The following is a 19,148-nucleotide window of genomic DNA, read 5'->3' on the forward strand; positions in this document are numbered from 1 at the left end:
ATATCGAGGGATTTATCTTCGCCAGTGCTTGCGGGTGGCGACACCGGCACTGGCGAGGAAGGAGGGTGCGATCAGAACGCGATAACGTCTGCCGCGGACAGCCCATGCGAGCTGCGATAGATCGAGAACTCAACGTTCTGACCTTCGTTCAACGACTTATTTTTGGTGTTGGCGATAGCGTTGCGATTGACATAGATTTCGTCGCTGCCATCTACCGGTGAAATAAAACCATAGCCTTCGGCCTGATTAAACCATTTCACGCGACCCATTTTTAACACAGTATTTTTAAACATTGCTTATATCCTTTTACTTGAGCATCCTTGACAACCTCATTTTTTATATTGTCTGGACGCTACCAGCCCATCCTAAAGTTTTTCGTAACAAACCTCTCGTGAGCAAAAAAATAAAAAACCCGCACTAAGGCGGGCTTGTTGAACTTAATATCTTCCGCATGACTCGGCGCTAAAGCGTCACCATGGTTGTATTAAGATCTCTTATACGCGTTCCCTGTATTCTTACAGAGCAACTACGTTGGCGGCAGCCGGCCCGCGCGGGCTGTCCTGGATGGTGTACTCGACGCGCTGGCCTTCAGCCAGGGTCTTGAAACCGTCGGTCATGATTGCGGAGAAGTGTACGAATACATCTTTTCCGCCGTCGTTCTGCTCAATGAAACCAAAACCTTTGCTTTCGTTGAACCACTTAACCTGACCAGTCTTCTTAGACATTACATTTACCTTTAAATATATTTACAAAACCTGCCATAAGAGGCAATTGGGGCCATGTCAGAAACATTACTTATGGGAGGTACTTAGAAGGTTCGTCTTTGAAGCGGAATCGGATGATAACGTTTTTTGGAGGAACTGCTTAACTCTAAACTCGAACATAAATAGGTCTGGATTACAGGCCGACTTGCATTTACTCATAAATCTGGTGAATGCACAAGAGGTTTATTGCATTAAATTCGCCATTACGCCGAATTTATTTTTATCCCCCTGAATATACATGACTTAATTTAACGGTCGCCGCGTCCGAACCACCGCGTCCCTCCGCTCACCAGGGCATCGTTTGCCCGTCTGTGCGCTGCAAATGAGAGCTAACGCATAAAACTCTAATATGCTTGCCGCGTCTATAACAAATCCCAAATCAGATGGCTAAACTTGAGGGGAAAACAAGGCAGACGGCTTTTTCGCCAGCACTTTTGCCGCTAAAAACACGATTTTTCAGATTATGCTGAATCAAGGAGCTATGCGCATGACCGCCCAGCAGTTCGTTTCACCTAATGAAATCCGCGCCAGATTCTCTCACGCGATGTCGGACATGTATCAAAAAGAGGTACCGCTGTACGGCGATCTGCTGGAGCTGGTGGCGGAAACCAACCGGCAGGTTCTGCGCGAAGACGCCGCACTGGCTCATCAACTGCAAATCACCGGCGAGATAGAACGCCTGGCCATGGAGCGCCACGGCGCAATCCGGGTCGGCACTGCAGGCGAACTGGCCACCCTGCGCCGCCTGTTTCGGGTGATGGGCATGGCGCCGGTCGGTTACTATGACCTGTCGGTAGCAGGCGTTCCGGTGCACTCCACCGCTTTTCGCGCCGTACATGAAGACGCGCTGCAGATCAGTCCTTTCCGCGTGTTCACCTCCCTGCTGCGCCTGGAACTGATAGAGGATCCCGCGCTGCGTGCGCTGGCCGAGCGCTTGCTGGCACGCCGCCGCATCTTTACCGATCGCGCGCTGGAGCTGATCGCACTGCAGGAAGCGCAAGGCGGATTGAATGAAGTGCAGGCGCAGGAATTTGTCGAGCAAGCGCTGGAAACTTTCCGCTGGCACAACCAAGCGACGGTCAGCGCCGAAGAATACCGGCAACTGCACGATCAACATCGCCTGATCGCCGACGTGGTGGCGTTTAAAGGGCCGCATATCAACCACCTGACACCACGCACGCTGGATATCGATCGCGTTCAGCAGGCGATGCCCGGCCGCGGTATTACACCCAAAGCGGTCATCGAGGGCCCGCCGCGCCGCCGCCGCGCGATCCTGCTGCGCCAAACCAGCTTCAAAGCGCTGGAAGAAAGCGTCGATTTCGTTGAGCGCGACGGCCACGCCATCGCCGGTCATCACACCGCACGCTTCGGCGAGATCGAACAACGCGGCGTGGCGCTGACGCCTAAAGGACGCGAACTTTACGACCGTTTGCTGCAGGCGACCAACGATGCACTGCAGGCGCCGCCGAGCGAGAAGAATGCCGAGCGCTACTATCAGTTGCTGGAGGAAAACTTCCGGGCATTTCCGGATGATTACGCTACGCTGCGTGAGCAACAGCTGGCCTGGTTCCGCTATTTCCCGACCGAATGCGGCCTGGCGGCCAAAGAGTCGCTGGATAAGCACAGCACCCTGGAACAACTGATCGAGAAAGAACACGTTCGCTTCCAGCCGCTGGTGTATGAAGATTTTCTGCCGGTCAGCGCGGCGGGGATTTTCCAGTCGAATCTGGGGGACAGCCGCCACGCGCAATACAACGCGGCTTCCAGCCGGGCAGCGTTTGAACACGCGTTGGGCAGTGAGGTGATCGACGAGCTGGCGCTGTATCAGCAAACCCAGCAGCGTTCGCTGGAAGCCTGCGCGCAAGCCCTGGGGCTTATCACGCTGGCGTCCTGAGATTATTTAGTCAGTAGAGATTCGATATCCTGCAGCAGTTGCTCAGCCTGAGCGGACGGTAGCACCGCATCAACCGGCAAATACCACCAATTAGGCTGGGCAAAGGCGCGACACTTCACCGCGTCCTTCTCCGTCATCAGCAGCGTTTGATCGGCTGCAACCAGCGCCGCCAGCTGCGGCTGCTGATATTCCTGATGATCGGCAAACGCCACTTCCTGCACGACCTCGACGTTCAGTTTTTCCAACGTCGCGAAGAAACGCGGCGGATGACCGATACCCGCCATAGCCACCACGCGCGGCAGCGCGGCCGCCGGGCGACGTTCACCGCTCAGCAGGTTCACCGCGTCACGCGCCTGCAGGCGCATGGCAATCTCCCCCGCCTGCGCCACGCCGCCATTGGCGACGCGCGCATCGACGCTGCCAAGCCTTGCGGCACGCTCGCGCATCGGCCCGGCCGGTAACCACCAGCCGTTGCCGAAACGGCGCACGCCGTCGATAACCACCAGCTCAAAGTCACGCTGTAAGGCATAGTGTTGCAAGCCGTCGTCGGTGATGATCGCATCCAGCGGCTGGCGTTGCAGCAAGGCCTGCACCGCCTCGGCTCGCTTGGGCGCGATCGCTACGGGCGCGCCGGTGCGCTGATAAATCAGCACCGGCTCATCCCCCGCTTCGCGGGTTGAGGTATTCTGATTGAGTACCAGAGGATAAACCGTCGACTTGCCGCCGTAGCCGCGCGAGACCACGCCAACGCGATAGCCCCGCTGCTGCAGGTGTTCCACCAGCCAGATCACCATCGGCGTTTTGCCGTTGCCGCCGGCGGTAAGGTTGCCCACCACCACCACCGGCACCGGCGCGCGCCAACTTTTGCGCAGGCCGCAGCGGTAGCTGAGGCGAATCAGCCAACTAAACAGGCCATACAGCCAAGAGAGCGGCAGCAGCGCCAGATAAAGCAGCGAACCGCCGGACCAGATGCGCTCAATCATTATTGACCAAACTGCATGCGGTGCAGCTGTGCATAGGCGCCCTGCCGTTCAAGCAATTCGGCGTGCTCGCCGCGTTCGACGATGCGGCCGTCCTCCACCACCAGGATCTCGTCCGCCTTCTCAATCGTCGACAGACGGTGCGCGATCACCAGCGAAGTACGGTCCTTCTGCAACTCGTCAAGCGCCGCCTGAATGGCACGTTCGGACTCGGTATCCAGCGCAGAAGTCGCCTCATCCAGGATCAGGATCGGGCAGTCGCGCAGTAACGCACGTGCGATGGCGATACGCTGACGTTGGCCGCCGGACAGCATCACGCCGTTCTCACCGATCACCGTATCCAGGCCGTTCTCCATCTTGTTGATGAAGTCCATCGCGTACGCCATTTCTGCCGCTTTCTCAATCTGCTCGCGGCTGTATTCGCTCTCGCGCGCATAGGCGATGTTATTGGCGATGGTGTCGTTGAACAGATGCACGTTTTGCGAGACCAGCGCCACCTGATTACGCAGTGAGGCCAGGGTATATTCGCGCAGATCGTGGCCATCCATCAGGATTTCGCCTTCCTGAATATCGTAGAAGCGCGTCAACAGGTTGGCGATGGTGGATTTGCCCGAACCGGAACGGCCCACCAATGCAACGGTCTTGCCTTCGGCGATGTTCAGGTTGATGTCACGCAGCGCCGGCGTTTCCTTGGACGGGTAGTAGAAGGTGACGTTGCGGAATTCGATATCGCCTTTCGCACGCTTCACTTCGCGGGTGCCGGTGTCTTTTTCCTGTTCCATATCCAAAATGGAGAACAGCGTCTGACAGGCCGCCATCCCACGTTGGAACTGGGCATTGACGTTGGTCAGCGACTTCAGCGGGCGCATCAGCGCGATCATCGACGAGAACACCACGGTAATGGTACCGGCGGTCAGGGTTGCCATCACGCTTGGGAAGCTGGCGGCAAACAGCACGAACGCCAGCGCCAACGAAGCAATCAGCTGAATGATCGGATCGGAAATCGAAGACGCGGAGACCAGTTTCATGCCCTGTTGACGCATGCGGTTGCTGACCGAGTTAAAACGCTCGGTTTCCACCTGCTGGCCACCGAATATCAGCACTTCCTTATGGCCTTTCAGCATCTGCTCGGCGCTGGTGGTCACCTGCCCCATGGTGTTCTGCATGTTCTTGCTGATGTTGCGGAAACGCTTGGACACCAGGCGAATGGCGATGGAAACGATCGGCGCCAGCACGATCAGGATCACCGACAGCTGCCAACTGTAGTAGAACATCATGATGAACAGGCCAATGATCGAGGCCCCTTCACGCACCACGGTCACCAGCGCGCTGGAAGAGGAGGAAGCCACCTGCTCGGAATCATAGGTAATGCGCGACAGCAAAGTCCCGGTAGACTGCTGATCGAAGAAGGCCACCGGCATTCTCATCATGTGGCCAAACAGGCGGCGACGCATCTGCATCACCACCATGCCGGAAACCCAGGAAATGCAGTAGCTTGAAACAAAGCTGGTCACGCCACGCATCAGCATCAGCGCAATCACCGCCAGCGGCATCCACACCAGCACGCTGCTGTCGGTTTTTCCAAACCCATCGTCCAATAGCGGTTTAAGCAGAGACAGCATCAGCGTGTCACCCGCTGCGTTCATAATCAACGCAATGGCGGCCACAATCAGCCCGGTCTTAAAAGGAGTGATCATCGGCCAGAGTCGACGGAAAGTCTGCCAGGTCGAGAGATCTTTATCATTCATCATGCAAATACCAGCATCGGAAGAAATAGCGGCCTATTTTACTCATTATCACCCTCTACGCCAAACCGCTGATGGTACCAACGGGGCATTAATTGTTCGCGAAAGCCTTTAATTTGCCAATCGTTGTCGAAAAAAAGTACCGATAACTGGCCGGAGCGCGTCGTATCGCGCCATATAATGCCATTTGCCCGGTATCTGGCGACCACTTTACGCGCCGGCAAACGCCATTTGTTGTAACGAGATGCAGACGCCAGCGCCGCCTCAGGATTGACCGCGCGCAGAAACGGCGGCGTGGAAGAGGTTCTGCTGCCATGGTGCCCCACCTGCAATACCGTGGCCGCTAAACGGTCGCGCCGCAATCGAATCAGCTGTGCCTCCGCTTTCTTTTCCGCGTCGCCGGTGAGCAGCAGGCTGTATTGCCCGTCGTCGATACGAATCACGCAGGAGTCGTCATTGACCGGCCTTTTGAGCGTTTTCGGCGGCCACAGCACCTCGAATTGCAACGACTGCCAGCGCCAACGCTCACCGGCGACGCAGGGCAAGTGTCCCTCCCCGCGTATCGGGCTGTGCACCGTCGCCTGTGGAAACGCACTCTGTACCGTCGGCAGTCCGCCGATATGATCGAGATGAGCATGGCTGATAATGATCTGTTCCAGTTCAATACCCCGCCAGTTCAGCATAGGCAAAATATGTCGCTCGGCGGCGCTGCCGCCAGGCCAACGATCGCCGGTATCATACAGCCCCCCCTTACCGTTTTGCTCAATGACCACCGCCAAACCGTGCCCGACATCGAGCATATCGACTCGCCAGCGGTAAGCCGGCTCTTTTTCCCGCCACAGCACGCAGCATATGGCTATCGTCGCCAATCCCGGCGCATAGCGCATCCACCAATGAAAGCGCCAGCAGACGACGATGAGCCATCCCGCAGCGCTGGCCAACAGCGAAGCCGCCCCCAAATCCACCCAACCGCGTTGCAGGTAATTCAGCGGTACAAATACCCACCGCAGCGTGAAGTCCGCCAGCCACCATAACCCGTAGCTTAACGAGGGGAAGAAACCAAACATCACCGCCAGCAAAATTAACGGCACCGTCACCAAGGAGACGATAGGTACCGCCCAAAGATTGGCCGGTAGCGAGGTGAGCGTCAGGCCCAGAAACAGCGCGGCCTGCATCGGCACCAGCAGCAAGGTCATACCGAGCTGAATATGCAGCCAACGCATCGGTGCCCAATACCAGGCCGAACGAAATCGCTCGCCGAGCGGCGCCCATTCGAACCAAAAAATCAGGCACCCCACCGCCAGTACCGACAGCCAGAAACTGTCTGACAAAACCGCCAACGGATCGCACAGCAAAATCAGCCCGACGCACCACAGCCACACCTGCCAGGAAGAACAATGAACGCCGCGCAAGCGCAGCAGCATCCACAGGGTCATCGCCAGCGCGGTGCGTACCGCCGGCGGCTGGGCGCCCACCAACCAGACATAGATCAGCGTCGCCACCCAGCCCGCGACCAGCGGAAAGCGATAGCCAATCAGATGGGCGGGAAGAAAAAACTGCAGCGCACGCAGCACAGCCCAAAACAAAATGGCGACCATCGCTACATGCAACCCCGAAATAGCCATCAGATGCGCAATGCCGGTTTTCAGCATCAGCGTGCGCAAAGCCTGTTCAAGTGCGGTTCGTTCCCCAAACGCCAGCGCCAGCAATACCGCCTTGTAACGCAATTCACCGATGTTGGTTTCCGCATGGCTGATTATGCGCTGGCGCAGGCCGCAATCGCCATCCAGCAAACGAGCCTGCCTGACCTGCGCGGTCAGGGGTTGGCGCTGCGCGATTGCCCAACGCTGGCTGTCAAAGCCGCCTTCATTGAGCTTGCCGTGCACCGCCCGCAAACGCAGTTTCAACTGCCAACGCTGCCCGGCACACAGCCGCTGCTGTTCTGGGGCCCACGTCGTGGTAAACGCCAGTGCAGGCACCAACCAATGGCCGTTGACCCGCTCGATGCGCATCAGCGTCTGCTTACTGGCGGCAGGCTCCAGTGCGACGCTGCTCACCTGTACCACCGCCGTCACGTCCGGTATGCGGCTTAAGCGCTCCATTTGCCCGAGCAGGCTTCCTGCGTTGAAAACCGCCCATATGAATCCCAAACACAGACAGGCCAAATAACGGCAGATCGGCCAACGGGTGCGCAGCAGTAAACAGGCGACAAACAGCATCGGCCACATCAGCCATAGCTCGGGCAACTGCGGTAAAACCAGCAGTGGAAGGATGCCGCAGATAACGGCGAATATCGCCAGATCCAGCGAAATTTTGATCGCTCTTCTCCCATCGACTCCACCATGAGCAAAAATGCGTCACGGCGCAAGCAAGCAGGATCGTTGAGACGACATGTCGCCGCCAGCGAGCTTTAACGAAGATGCGGTGAGGATGGCAGGATAAGAGAGGTCGATGCAGCAGCCACACCGCAAATGCGGCGCGGTACGCAATTCACGAGCGTATCGTGGAGAATCGCAGGCGAAAAAAAACGGCGCCTTAAAGGCACCGTTTTATATTCTTTACAAGCAACAACGCTATGAGCAGTCAGCGACTAGCCATAGATATTGGCGCGGTCACGCAACTCTTTGCCTGGTTTGAAGTGAGGGACGTACTTGCCGTCCAGCTCAACTTTGTCACCGGTTTTCGGGTTGCGACCTACACGCGGGGCACGGTAGTGAAGAGAAAAACTGCCGAATCCGCGGATCTCAATGCGTTCGCCCTCGGCCAGCGTTGCGGCCATGTGCTCAAGCATCTCTTTCACTGCATCCTCAACGGCCTTCGCCGGAATATGAGATTGCTGGCCAGCAAGTCTTTCAATAAGTTCAGACTTGGTCATAGTACCTCCAAGCTTTGCAGCTAAACTACCGTATCGGGGCGGTCAGAAACCGCCCCCCGTCATTACTCGCCTTTAGCCGCTTTGAAAGCTTCAGCCATTGCGTTAGAGAAGTTGCCTTCTTCCTGTTTGTTGTTAACAGTAGCGATGGCGTCTTTCTCGTCAGCTTCGTCCTTAGCACGTACGGACAGGCTTACAACGCGGTTCTTACGGTCAACGCCGGTGAATTTGGCTTCAACTTCGTCACCTACGTTCAGAACCAGAGTTGCATCTTCAATGCGGTCGCGAGAGGCTTCAGATGCACGCAGGTAACCTTCTACGCCGCCTGCCAATTCAACTGTAGCACCTTTGGCGTCAACTGCAGTGACTTTACCAGTAACAATAGCACCTTTCTTGTTCATAGACAGGTAGTTATTGAACGGGTCTTCAGCCAGCTGCTTCACGCCCAGGGAGATACGCTCGCGCTCTGCGTCAACTTGCAGAACAACCGCTGCGATTTCGTCGCCTTTCTTGTATTCACGTACTGCTTCTTCGCCTGCAACGTTCCAGGAGATGTCAGACAGGTGAACCAGGCCGTCGATGCCGCCGTCCAGGCCGATGAAGATACCGAAGTCAGTGATAGACTTGATTTTACCTTCAACGCGGTCGCCCTTGTTGTGGGTTTCTGCGAACTGCTGCCATGGGTTGGATTTGCACTGCTTCAGGCCCAGGGAGATACGACGACGTTCTTCATCGATGTCCAGAACCATCACTTCCACTACGTCGCCCACGTTAACAACTTTGGACGGATGGATGTTTTTGTTGGTCCAATCCATTTCAGAAACGTGTACCAGACCTTCAACGCCTTCTTCGATTTCTACGAAGCAGCCGTAATCAGTCAGGTTGGTTACACGACCAGTCAGCTTGGTGCCTTCTGGATAACGTTTCGCGATAGCAACCCATGGATCTTCGCCCAGCTGTTTCAGGCCCAGGGATACACGAGTACGCTCGCGGTCGAACTTCAGCACTTTAACAGTGATTTCATCGCCAACATTGACGATTTCGCTTGGGTGCTTAACGCGTTTCCAAGCCATGTCAGTGATGTGCAGCAGGCCGTCTACGCCGCCCAGATCAACGAATGCACCGTAGTCAGTGAGGTTCTTAACGATACCTTTAACTTCCATGCCTTCCTGCAGGTTTTCCAGCAGTTGATCGCGCTCAGCGCTGTTCTCGGATTCGATAACCGCACGGCGAGAAACGACAACGTTGTTGCGCTTCTGATCCAGCTTGATGACTTTGAACTCAAGCTCTTTGCCTTCCAGGTGCAGAGTGTCACGTACCGGACGCACGTCAACCAGGGAACCTGGCAGGAACGCGCGGATGCCGTTCAGCTCGACGGTGAAGCCACCCTTCACTTTGCCGTTGATAACACCGGTTACAGTCTCAGCTTCTTCGTAAGCTTTTTCCAGCGTGATCCAAGCTTCGTGACGCTTAGCTTTCTCACGGGACAGCAGGGTTTCACCGAAGCCGTCTTCAACAGCATCCAGAGCAACGTCAACTTCGTCACCAACCTGGATTTCCAGCTCGCCCTGGGCGTTTTTGAATTGCTCAGCCGGGATGGCAGACTCAGATTTCAGACCGGCGTCAACCAGTACGATATCTTTGTCGATAGCAACAACGACGCCACGAACGATGGAACCCGGGCGGGTTTCGATTTCTTTTAAGGATTCTTCAAAGAGTTGAGCGAAAGATTCAGTCATGTTGTTAATCTTCAGGGTTCTTTAGTTTAACGTCCATTTAGCGTCCCGCCGAATGGGGTTGTTTCACATACCCCGCCATTGGCTCCATGCCGACAGGGTTTAAGGTTACAGGGGTAAAATTTTACCCGATATATTGCGATACCGCTATGACAAATATGACAAAAAGCCAATAGCGCCGCCGCGCTTATTGCTGCGGCAACGCCAACACTTTCTGTGCATACGTCAACGCCTGCCGGATCACTTCCTCGATCGACATGCTGGTAGAATCCAGCACGAGGGCGTCAGAAGCGGGCACCAGAGGCGCGATAGGCCGATTACGGTCACGGTCGTCCCGTTCCTTTATCTCGGCTAAAAGACGTTCAAAGTTAACATTAAAGCCCTTCTCCTGCAACTGCAGCATGCGGCGGTGTGCGCGCTCCTCCGAGCTGGCGTCGAGGAAAATCTTGACCGGCGCGTCAGGGAACACCACCGTGCCCATGTCGCGGCCATCGGCAATCAGGCCGGGCGCCTCGCGGAATGCGCGCTGGCGACGCAGCAGCGCCTCGCGCACGCGCGGAAACGCAGCCGCTTGCGACGCGGTGTTGCCGACGGTTTCGGTGCGGATCTCATTGCTGACGTCCTCACCTTCCAAAATCACCTGCAGCTTGCCGTCCAGGGCAACGAAGCGAACATCGAGATGTGCGGCCAGCGGAACCAGCGCTTCCTCAGAAGTGATATCCACCTGATGATGCAACGCCGCCAGCGCCAGCACGCGATAGATCGCGCCGGAGTCCAGCAAACGCCAACCAAGGGACTCGGCCAACGCTTTACACAGCGTGCCTTTGCCTGCGCCACTTGGTCCATCAACGGTTATCACCGGGGCTGTAGCCGTCATTTCTCTCTCCTTCAGGTAGAAAACCTCACAGAGGCACGGCGAGCTTCGACTCGAAGCCCGTGCGCCCTGTCACCTGCCCAATCAGGGGCAAATACGGTGGCGTATTATACGCTGCCCTACGGCGATCTGTTACCCTGGAACTGTCCGGTTGTTGAAAATAAGCGCACAACCGAGAAAAAGTATAGAAGAAACACCGGTCGCCAAAGGTTAAAAATGATAAAGGCCCACAAAGGGGCCTTAAAATAAACGATTTGACGGATTACGCCGGCTGGCTGATGCGCGCCAGCTGTTCGAAATAGTCCGGGAAGGTTTTCGCAGTGCATTTCGGATCGAGAATGGTGACCGGAGTATCCGACAGCGCCACCAGCGAGAAACACATCGCCATGCGGTGATCGTTGTAGGTGCCGATCTCGGCAAACTGCAGTTTGGCCGGCGGCACAACGTGAATATAGTCTTCGCCTTCGTCCACTTCAGCCCCCACTTTACGCAGCTCGGTCGCCATCGCCGCCAGACGGTCGGTCTCCTTCACCCGCCAGTTGTAGATATTGCGAATGGTGGTCGGCCCCTCGGCGAACAGCGCCGCAGTGGCGATGGTCATCGCAGCGTCCGGAATGTGGTTCATGTCCATGTCGATGCCGCGCAGTTCACCGCGGCTGCACTCGATGAAATCGTCGCCCCAGGTAATGCGCGCGCCCATTTTCTCCAGCACGTCGGCAAACTTGGTGTCGCCCTGCACGCTTTTACGGCCGATGCCGGTCACGCGCACGGTGCCGCCTTTGATCGCCGCCGCCGCCAGGAAGTAGGAGGCGGAAGAGGCGTCCCCCTCAACCAGGTAATCGCCCGGCGCGATATACGTCTGGCGCCCCTGGATATGGAACACCCGGTAGTTGTCGTGGCTCACCGATACGCCGAAGGTGCGCATCAGATGCAGCGTGATGTCGATGTACGGCTTGGAAACCAGCTCGCCCTTGATGTGGATCTGCGTATCCTGCGGCGCCAGCGGCGCGGTCATCAGCAACGCGGTCAGGAATTGGCTGGAGACGCTGCCGTCAACGGTGACGTCGCCGCCCTGGAAGCCGCCGCGCAGGCGAATCGGCGGGTAATCGGTCTGCTCGAGGTAATCAATCTGCGCCCCGCCCTGGCGCAACGCGTCCACCAGATGGCCGATCGGGCGCTCTTTCATGCGCGGTTCGCCGGTCAACACCACGTCGCCTTCGCCGAGGCACAGCGCCGCCGCCAATGGGCGCATCGCCGTACCGGCGTTGCCGAGGAACAGTTCCAGCGGCCGATCGGCCACCAGCGGCCCGGCCACACCGGTCACCTCGCATACGGTGCGATCGGCGGAAAGCTGATAGTTCACGCCCAACGCCTGCAGCGCGTTCAGCATATGACGCACGTCGTCGCTGTCCAGCAGGTTGGTCAGCCGGGTCGTGCCTTTCGCCAGCGCCGCCAGCAGCAGAGCGCGGTTAGAAACGCTCTTGGAGCCGGGTAAGTTGACGGTGCCATTGACCAGGGCGACCGGATGTAACGTCAGGGAATCCACCATGTGAACAAAACTCTCCAATTCTGATAAACGAAACGGCTCCGGAATAATGCCGGAGCCGCTTTAATGCAAAAGGACAACAGCCTGAGCAGCCCGCGCCTGGCGGGCTGACGGAATCAACCGTGACGACGTTCGAAGTCGGCCATGAAGTCGGTCAGCGCCTGCACGCCGGCCAGCGGCATGGCATTGTAAATAGAAGCGCGCATGCCGCCAACTACCCGGTGGCCTTTCAGCGCCTGCAGGCCGATGGCTTCGGCTTCACTGAGGAACACCTTGTCCAGCGCCGCATCGGCCAGCTGGAACGGCACGTTCATCCAGGAACGGTTGGCGATCGCCACCTGACTGCGGTAGAAGTCGGATTTATCGATAGTCTTATACAACAACTCGGCCTTGGCCTGATTGCGTTTCTGCATTTCCACCAGGCCGCCCTGCTCTTTCAGCCATTTGAACACCAGCCCGGACAAGTACCAGGCGAAGGTCGGCGGGGTGTTGAACATCGAGTCGTTCTCGGCCAGCACGGTGTAGTCGAGGATCGACGGCACTTCTTTGCGCGCCTTACCCAGCAGATCGTCGCGCACGATCACCAGCGTCAAGCCGGCCGGGCCGATATTTTTCTGCGCGCCGGCGTAAATCACGCCGAAACGGCTGACATCGAGCGGGCGGGACAGAATGGTCGAGGAGTAATCGCCGATCACCACTTTGTCGCCGAAGTCCGGCGTTTCATCGATGGCTACGCCGTCGATGGTCTCATTCGGGCAATAGTGCACATAAGCCGCGTCGTCGCTGAGCTGCCACGCTTTCATCGGTTTGATGCCGCTCAGGCCGTCGATGCGGGTTTTCACGTCGATGACGTTCGGGGTGCAATACTTCTCCGCTTCCTTGATGGCGCTGTGCGCCCAATAGCCGCCGTCGATATAGTCGGCGGTGGCCTTGTCGCCCAGCAGGTTCAGCGGCAGTGCGGCAAACTGCCCGCGGGCGCCGCCGTGGCAAAACAGCACTTTATAGTTGGAGGGGATTTTCAGCAGATCGCGCAGATCCTGTTCCGCCTGCTCGGCAACGGCGATGAACTCTTTGCTGCGGTGACTGATCTCCATCACTGACGTGCCCAGCCCGTGCCAGTTGCACAGTTCCTGTTCCGCACGACGCAACACTTCAACCGGCAGCATCGCCGGGCCAGAGCTAAAATTATAAACCTGAGTCATTTCCCCTCACCACATTCACTGTTCGCCGCAGAAAAGCGACCTGTCGAAAAGACGCCCGAAGTTAACGCTCGCGTTAACCAACCTATCGGTTTTATCACTCACGCCCCATGGCTGCAACGCTTATTCGCCCGTCGGCGGCAAACGGCCGCGCCGGGTGATGACAGGCTCTGCGGCCGTCGCGATTGTTTGGACGATAAAACCCTGCGACATGGGGAAATTCAGCGGGTTAACGCGGTGTTTTATGCTGTATTCAGCCAAGATGGCTACGGGAGCCCGGTCGGCCCCCGCAGGGAAGAAAACGATCAGTACTGATTGAACATCTGCTGGATCTGCTTCGCGTCTTTGGTTTGCGTCAGCGCCAGCTGCAGCAGTATGCGCGCTTTTTGCGGATTCAGCGTGCCGGCGGCCACAAAGCCGTACTTGGCATCGTCCACTTCCGCATCTTCGGTGGTGGCGCCGGTCGGCACGCGCGATGAACGCACCACCGCCACACCGTGGTGCGCCGCCGTCGCCAGGGTGTCGAACACCGCTTTATACAGATTGCCGTTGCCGACCCCGGCGCTGACGATGCCCTGGTAGCCTTCGGCGATCAGCGCCTTGGCCGGCGCATCGGAGGCGTTGGCATAGTTGTAGACGATGCCGACCTTCGGCAGTTCGCTCAACTTGCTGACGTCGAACGGCGTATCCCGGGTATGCTTACGCTGCGGCGAACGCTGGTAATCAACCTTGCCGTTGTGGATATACCCCAGCGGGCCGTAGTTCGGCGACTGGAAGGTCTGCACGGCGGTGGTGTTGGTCTTGGTGACGTCGCGCGCATCCAGCACCGTGTCGTTCATCGCCACCAGCACCCCGCGGTTGGCCGATTGCGGATCCGCCGCCGTCACCACCGCATTATACAGGTTGAACGGGCCGTCGGCGCTCATCGCCGTCGCCGGCCGCATCGCCCCCACCAGCACCACCGGCTTGTCGCACTTCACCGTCAGATCGAGGAAATAGGCCGTCTCTTCCAGCGTATCGGTGCCGTGGGTGATGACGAAGCCGTCGGTTTTGCCGCAGTCGGCGTCAATTTTCTTCGCCAGCGTCAGCCAGACCTGATCGTTCATGTCCTGCGAGCCGATGTTCACCACCTGCTCTCCCTGCACGTTGGCGATATCTTTCAGCGCCGGCACCGCATCGACCAACGCCTCGACGCCCAATTTGCCCGCCGTATAGTTGGATTTCGTCGCCGAATCGCCGCCGCCGGCGATGGTGCCGCCGGTCGCCAGCAGGGTGATGTTGGGCAGCGCCAGCGCCGAGGCGCTGGCGCCGGTCAACAAGAGGGTTAACACGCTGAGTTTCACTGATTTCATTAGATTTCTCCGTGACAGATAACTCGCTGAATTATGGCCTTTATCCTTAAAAAAACTGTGACTTTGCCATCGATTTAGGAATACGTGGAGCTCCAGCGTAAAACCCCGTATCATTGCGCGTTTTTAGTACGCGCAAAAAGTGAAGACAATGACGCAAACGGAATATAAAAGACGCAAACAATTGATTTAAGTAAATAAAAATGAATTAAAAAACGGTAAAACTCAGCTTTCGGCCCCACCACGTACCCCACGGAAAATTGTGAACACCCAGCAATCTTATTCCATGAGTCATCATTCTCACTGCCAGCATGGTTATTTTTTAACCACCAATTTAACACTTAGATTATGGATTTATTTTCTCAAAAAATCCCCTATATATAACCAGAAGGTGGTGGGTTCGGTAGGTTCAGTCGGTTCACGCGACTAACGCAATGAATTTAATAAAGATTATTTTTTGTTTTGAACCGACCCACGGGTGGGTTCATGAGGCGAAAAAGTCGGTTCAGCAGCATCGCAAAGGTAGGCTAACTCGGGGAATGACAAAGACAACTCATTGATTATAATCATGAGCACCGGGTGTTCTTTGTTTTCAAGGAGGAGAAATGCGAATTTATGTTGAGGTTCGAGTGGACAAGAGCAAGCAGCTTCCGCCAGGCGCAGCTTCGGCATTAGCTATCGAGCTGAACAAACGCTTGCAGCGGAAGTTTGCTGATATTGAAGCTACCGTTCGTTTAGCAGGTATGGATGGCTTATCAGTCCGAAACTGCACGCCGGCCGACAGAGAGCAGATCGAGGAAATACTGCAGGATACGTGGGAAAGCGCGGATGACTGGTTTATAATAATGTAGCTTAAGTAAGCTTCCAATATCAAACTGAGGAACGGATACCATGCTTTCTTTGATAAACCCCAAAATTTTAAATTGCGTCATCATTAGCATGTTAACAATTGGATGCATGCCAATTAATCCATTCGATAAAAACACCCATACAGAATTGCTAGAATCCACAAAAAAACCTTTTGACCTAGAAGTGTGTCTAAGTAATTCAATTTATAAAAACGGTTATAGCCTAGACTACCAAGGAGACTCCGATGATCTAGTGAAGCTATACTATGTTTACCCAAGAAACAAATCACCGATAGACGACAATGCTATTGCTGAACTTATTATCACAGATAAGAATGAAAGTGACGAATGGCATGAAGGTAAAAAACAAAGTTCAATTCAACTAATCTCACAAAAAAATTCAGATGTTGAGTTTTTAAAATCCGCGATCTTTTCTTGTGATTCTGGGTGGGGTTAGCCGGATGGTTATTATGCAATTAAAACGTAATAGTGTAAGGTAAACACTTCTTATTTAACATTTTGCCAACAACTAACAACATCCCGTAAACACTGGATTCGAAATTGATCGAACAATAATTTAAGTATAAAAATAGCCAACAAACTTCTATCGGACTCAACATATGAAATCTCAAGACGAAATTATCGGCATGCGGCAGCTGACCAACTTTCAGGCAGACCATAGTGCCTTTGGCGGTTTCGTTCTGCTGCGCTCATCCTTCGTGGATACGATGTCATATGTGTGCGCTGACAAGGCCACCACCTTTGCCGATCAGGATGTGATGATTCGGCTGGACGTTGCCAAGGCGCTGATCGGCGAGCTGCAGAAGCGCGTCGATTACATCGAAGCCGGCATCGAAAACAACGCCGTGCAGTTGATTGATTGATGTACTTTATTTTACCATTGATAAGATAAAGCTACTGGACGATGTGGTATCTACTCCTTCTGTTACGATAGATGAGCAACCACGGAGTGAATTCATTAAAACGAATGGTAAATCATCAAGGTTACGTAACATTATCTCATTAGGCGTATTAATTTAATAAAAATAAAACTGCAGGCATAAAAATATGCCTGCACAAAAGATTAAACTTAGCAGCCGTTAGAACTGGAAAAGTAAGTCATATTAAAATTACACCATCCCATGGCTTGCACATCTGCAACAGAGAAACTACCGCTAGTACCTAAGTCAGAATTAAAATTAGCATTATAAGACCCGACACCAACATCTATATTTGGGGCCGTTTGATAGCCATTCTGAATTCCATCGTAAATCTCTCCGGCCGCATAACCACCGAGGGCTCCAGCATAGGGGTTACCACCACCGAGCCAAGTTCCAGCGATAGTACCTGCCAGTTGAGCTACCTGTTCCCCACCAGCTCCTGAAACCAGATTAATTTCACTCAAATTAAGTTCTTTCATCTTTACGTTCCTGTAAATTTAAGTTAAACAATGAAAAAACAAAGCCCACAATAAAACAAATAGCAAAAATCACGACAAAGAAATAACTTTCACTGTGAATGCTCTCACTAACATAATTAACAACACTGAATATCGAAAGAATATATAACGAATTTCTTATCCATCGTTTAAAGAACGAATTGTCGAATGAAAACTTCATTATACACCTCTATATAATTATCATTTCCCTTAACCATATAATTAATGAGCAAGCCAAAATTCACAAACTGTTTAATTTGTATCGCCCATTCCAAATGCTATATTCATGACTCTGAGAAAGTGGCAACCCACAACCCATGAAAATGACTTTGATTATCATTCTCACTTTATCATCCTTTGTCAAGAGCTTATTCCGCCAGGCGGTCAGCACCACCAAAGATACTGCCCCTGCCGATGTTCTACTTGACTGAACACTACGAGGCCGGCGACGGGGCAGCGGATTTTAGATAGGGTCAACGTTAACATTTTCAAGAGCGGCCGTTTCCTCGACTGCTTCCGGTGCTTCTTCAACCTCGCTCACAGGCATTTCCAGGCGAAGATCAATCCATCGCCCAGCCGGAATATCCATCGGTTCACCGGCCACAATGGAGGCCGTATCAACGTCAAAGCGGCGTTTGCTAACCCTGACGGTAATAGTGCCGTCTTTGGTGGTGTCGGTCTCCACGAAACACAGGCGGTTGCCGTTGATGTCCTGCGGTACCTCAATCGTCCACCCCTCTTTTGCCAGTCCAAGAGAACCTGTGACGGTATAGACGCCCACGCCCTGACGTTCAGCTTTAACACCTGCCGCTTCGTCATTCACTGCAGCCATCCCCGACAGCGTGAAACCGTCAAGATAGTCCGAGTCCATTGCTTCAGGATTGCCAGACAGGCGAGCTATCGGCGAGGCTTTCTTGATGAAGCCGTTGCCGTCCACGGACGTATTAGCCGTGCTCCAGAGCCCGGCCCATCCCTTTTCATACCCAAAGCCGTCGCGCGATGAACGATAAGCCAGTCCGCCGTTACCAAAGTTGAACCGAAAATCTGCCGCCCGCGTGCTGCCAGTACCGCCTGCAGCAAAGTGCACCACCATGGTCATGCCGGCTTCTTGGGTGTTGTAAACGCCGGAAGCGGCATTCCAGGCCACATCCTTGGTTGTCGCAGTAGTACCCCGGGCAAAGTATCGGCTATCGGATTCAGTCTTGCTGTAGACGTTGATATCGCCTGGTTTCGGCTTGTTATCTTCCGTATACAACCGCAGCCAACGCACACCGTTTTCCGGTTTGTTCGAGACCCCCACCCAAGCAGCGCCATTATTTTGGATGGCAAGGTAGCTCGATGACGGACCACCGTCGATAGGCAGACTTAACACCCCCGAGGAACCACCGCTCGGAGCGTTCTTGGATGCGCCGGTTACCCGGCATATGCGAGCATTGTTAGAGTACGCATCATCGGCGTGTCTGGGGCCAACACCAAACCCGGTATCGGTGGCAAGACTCGCTTTCTGGTTGATTTTGTCGAGGCTCGGCACGGTGAGCTTGCTGCCGTCGTCTTTGGTGATACTTACGTCACCTTTGGCGGTCAGCCAACTGAGCAAGTCCTGCCGGTTGCCGCCGAATGACGCCAGCAGGTTGCTGAACTTCGCCGAGAACTGCGTCAGGTCACCTTCATAAGTGGTAATGATGGCGTAGGCCTGGTCTTTAGCTGTAGGGCCGCTGTAGGGCGCTGATAGCGTCAGTGAGGTATCGCTGTTCACGCGCTGGATTTCATACAGCTTGCCGTCCGGGCCGATGAATATCATGCCGGGTAATACGCCGTGGCGCGATACGCTCCATTGGGTGCCGGTGGCAGTAACGTTGGCGCCTTTGTTGGTGACCGTGATTTTTCCGGTGGTATACCACAT

At 55.0% G+C, this 19,148-nt stretch carries 17 protein-coding genes; 4 read left to right on the top strand and 13 right to left on the bottom strand.

Annotation, left to right across the window (positions count from 1 at the left end):
• Positions 1 to 71: 71 nt before the first annotated feature.
• Together ACUTSC_RS06395 and cspE are read right to left on the bottom strand one after the other, a co-directional pair.
• A complete protein-coding gene (locus tag ACUTSC_RS06395) occupies positions 72 to 293 on the bottom strand; it encodes a cold-shock protein (RefSeq protein ID WP_004928241.1) in 222 nt (73 codons plus the stop codon).
• Between the two features lie 222 nt (positions 294 to 515).
• Complete coding sequence (gene cspE, locus ACUTSC_RS06400) at positions 516 to 725, bottom strand: transcription antiterminator/RNA stability regulator CspE (RefSeq protein WP_019454537.1); 210 nt, start codon at positions 723 to 725, stop codon at positions 516 to 518.
• Between the two features lie 526 nt (positions 726 to 1,251).
• Between cspE and hglS the strand changes: the two genes are divergently transcribed.
• Positions 1,252 to 2,658, top strand: a complete 1,407-nt coding sequence (gene hglS / locus ACUTSC_RS06405; RefSeq protein ID WP_197766466.1) for a 2-oxoadipate dioxygenase/decarboxylase HglS — start codon at positions 1,252 to 1,254, stop codon at positions 2,656 to 2,658.
• 2 nt (positions 2,659 to 2,660) lie between these two features.
• Here hglS and lpxK read toward each other — a convergent pair whose 3' ends face one another.
• The 9 genes from lpxK to ansB all read right to left on the bottom strand — a co-directional run bounded on the left by lpxK (position 2,661) and on the right by ansB (position 14,962).
• Positions 2,661 to 3,641: a tetraacyldisaccharide 4'-kinase gene (gene lpxK, locus ACUTSC_RS06410; RefSeq protein ID WP_197766467.1), complete on the bottom strand. Its 981-nt coding sequence runs from the start codon at positions 3,639 to 3,641 to the stop codon at positions 2,661 to 2,663.
• On the bottom strand, positions 3,641 to 5,389 hold the full coding sequence (gene msbA, locus ACUTSC_RS06415; RefSeq protein WP_197766468.1) for a lipid A ABC transporter ATP-binding protein/permease MsbA: 1,749 nt from the start codon (positions 5,387 to 5,389) through the stop codon (positions 3,641 to 3,643). Before msbA ends, lpxK begins: the two co-directional genes overlap by 1 nt.
• Positions 5,390 to 5,424: 35 nt before the next feature.
• The gene (locus tag ACUTSC_RS06420; protein WP_445653323.1) at positions 5,425 to 7,695 is read right to left on the bottom strand and encodes a ComEC family protein; all 2,271 of its coding nucleotides are present in this window, start codon (positions 7,693 to 7,695) and stop codon (positions 5,425 to 5,427) included.
• 278 nt (positions 7,696 to 7,973) lie between these two features.
• Positions 7,974 to 8,258, bottom strand: coding sequence for an integration host factor subunit beta (ihfB, locus tag ACUTSC_RS06425; protein WP_004928264.1), 285 nt, complete (start codon positions 8,256 to 8,258; stop codon positions 7,974 to 7,976).
• A gap of 62 nt (positions 8,259 to 8,320) precedes the next feature.
• Positions 8,321 to 9,994: a 30S ribosomal protein S1 gene (gene rpsA / locus ACUTSC_RS06430; RefSeq protein ID WP_004928267.1), complete on the bottom strand. Its 1,674-nt coding sequence runs from the start codon at positions 9,992 to 9,994 to the stop codon at positions 8,321 to 8,323.
• 184 nt (positions 9,995 to 10,178) lie between these two features.
• On the bottom strand, positions 10,179 to 10,868 hold the full coding sequence (gene cmk / locus ACUTSC_RS06435; RefSeq protein ID WP_164104757.1) for a (d)CMP kinase: 690 nt from the start codon (positions 10,866 to 10,868) through the stop codon (positions 10,179 to 10,181).
• Positions 10,869 to 11,127: 259 nt separating this feature from the next.
• Positions 11,128 to 12,414, bottom strand: a complete 1,287-nt coding sequence (gene aroA, locus ACUTSC_RS06440; protein ID WP_063989423.1) for a 3-phosphoshikimate 1-carboxyvinyltransferase — start codon at positions 12,412 to 12,414, stop codon at positions 11,128 to 11,130.
• A 113-nt stretch (positions 12,415 to 12,527) separates the two neighbouring features.
• A complete protein-coding gene (serC, locus tag ACUTSC_RS06445) occupies positions 12,528 to 13,613 on the bottom strand; it encodes a 3-phosphoserine/phosphohydroxythreonine transaminase (RefSeq protein WP_197766469.1) in 1,086 nt (361 codons plus the stop codon).
• Between the two features lie 302 nt (positions 13,614 to 13,915).
• Positions 13,916 to 14,962, bottom strand: a complete 1,047-nt coding sequence (gene ansB / locus ACUTSC_RS06450; RefSeq protein ID WP_197766470.1) for an L-asparaginase 2 — start codon at positions 14,960 to 14,962, stop codon at positions 13,916 to 13,918.
• A gap of 602 nt (positions 14,963 to 15,564) precedes the next feature.
• On the opposite strand from ansB, the gene ACUTSC_RS06455 reads away from it, so the two are divergent.
• From ACUTSC_RS06455 to ACUTSC_RS06465, 3 genes are all read left to right on the top strand, one after another.
• Entirely contained in the window at positions 15,565 to 15,810 is a 246-nt protein-coding gene (locus ACUTSC_RS06455; RefSeq protein ID WP_445653185.1) for a DinI-like family protein, read from the top strand.
• A 40-nt stretch (positions 15,811 to 15,850) separates the two neighbouring features.
• Positions 15,851 to 16,264, top strand: a complete 414-nt coding sequence (locus ACUTSC_RS06460; protein ID WP_445653186.1) for a hypothetical protein — start codon at positions 15,851 to 15,853, stop codon at positions 16,262 to 16,264.
• 163 nt (positions 16,265 to 16,427) lie between these two features.
• A complete protein-coding gene (locus tag ACUTSC_RS06465) occupies positions 16,428 to 16,691 on the top strand; it encodes a hypothetical protein (protein WP_445653187.1) in 264 nt (87 codons plus the stop codon).
• A gap of 206 nt (positions 16,692 to 16,897) precedes the next feature.
• Here ACUTSC_RS06465 and ACUTSC_RS06470 read toward each other — a convergent pair whose 3' ends face one another.
• Complete coding sequence (locus tag ACUTSC_RS06470) at positions 16,898 to 17,227, bottom strand: colicin V family bacteriocin (protein ID WP_074181291.1); 330 nt, start codon at positions 17,225 to 17,227, stop codon at positions 16,898 to 16,900.
• 481 nt (positions 17,228 to 17,708) lie between these two features.
• Entirely contained in the window at positions 17,709 to 19,148 is a 1,440-nt protein-coding gene (locus tag ACUTSC_RS06475; RefSeq protein WP_445653188.1) for a phage tail fiber protein, read from the bottom strand.

The organism is Serratia sp. TSA_105.2, assembly GCF_052692115.1.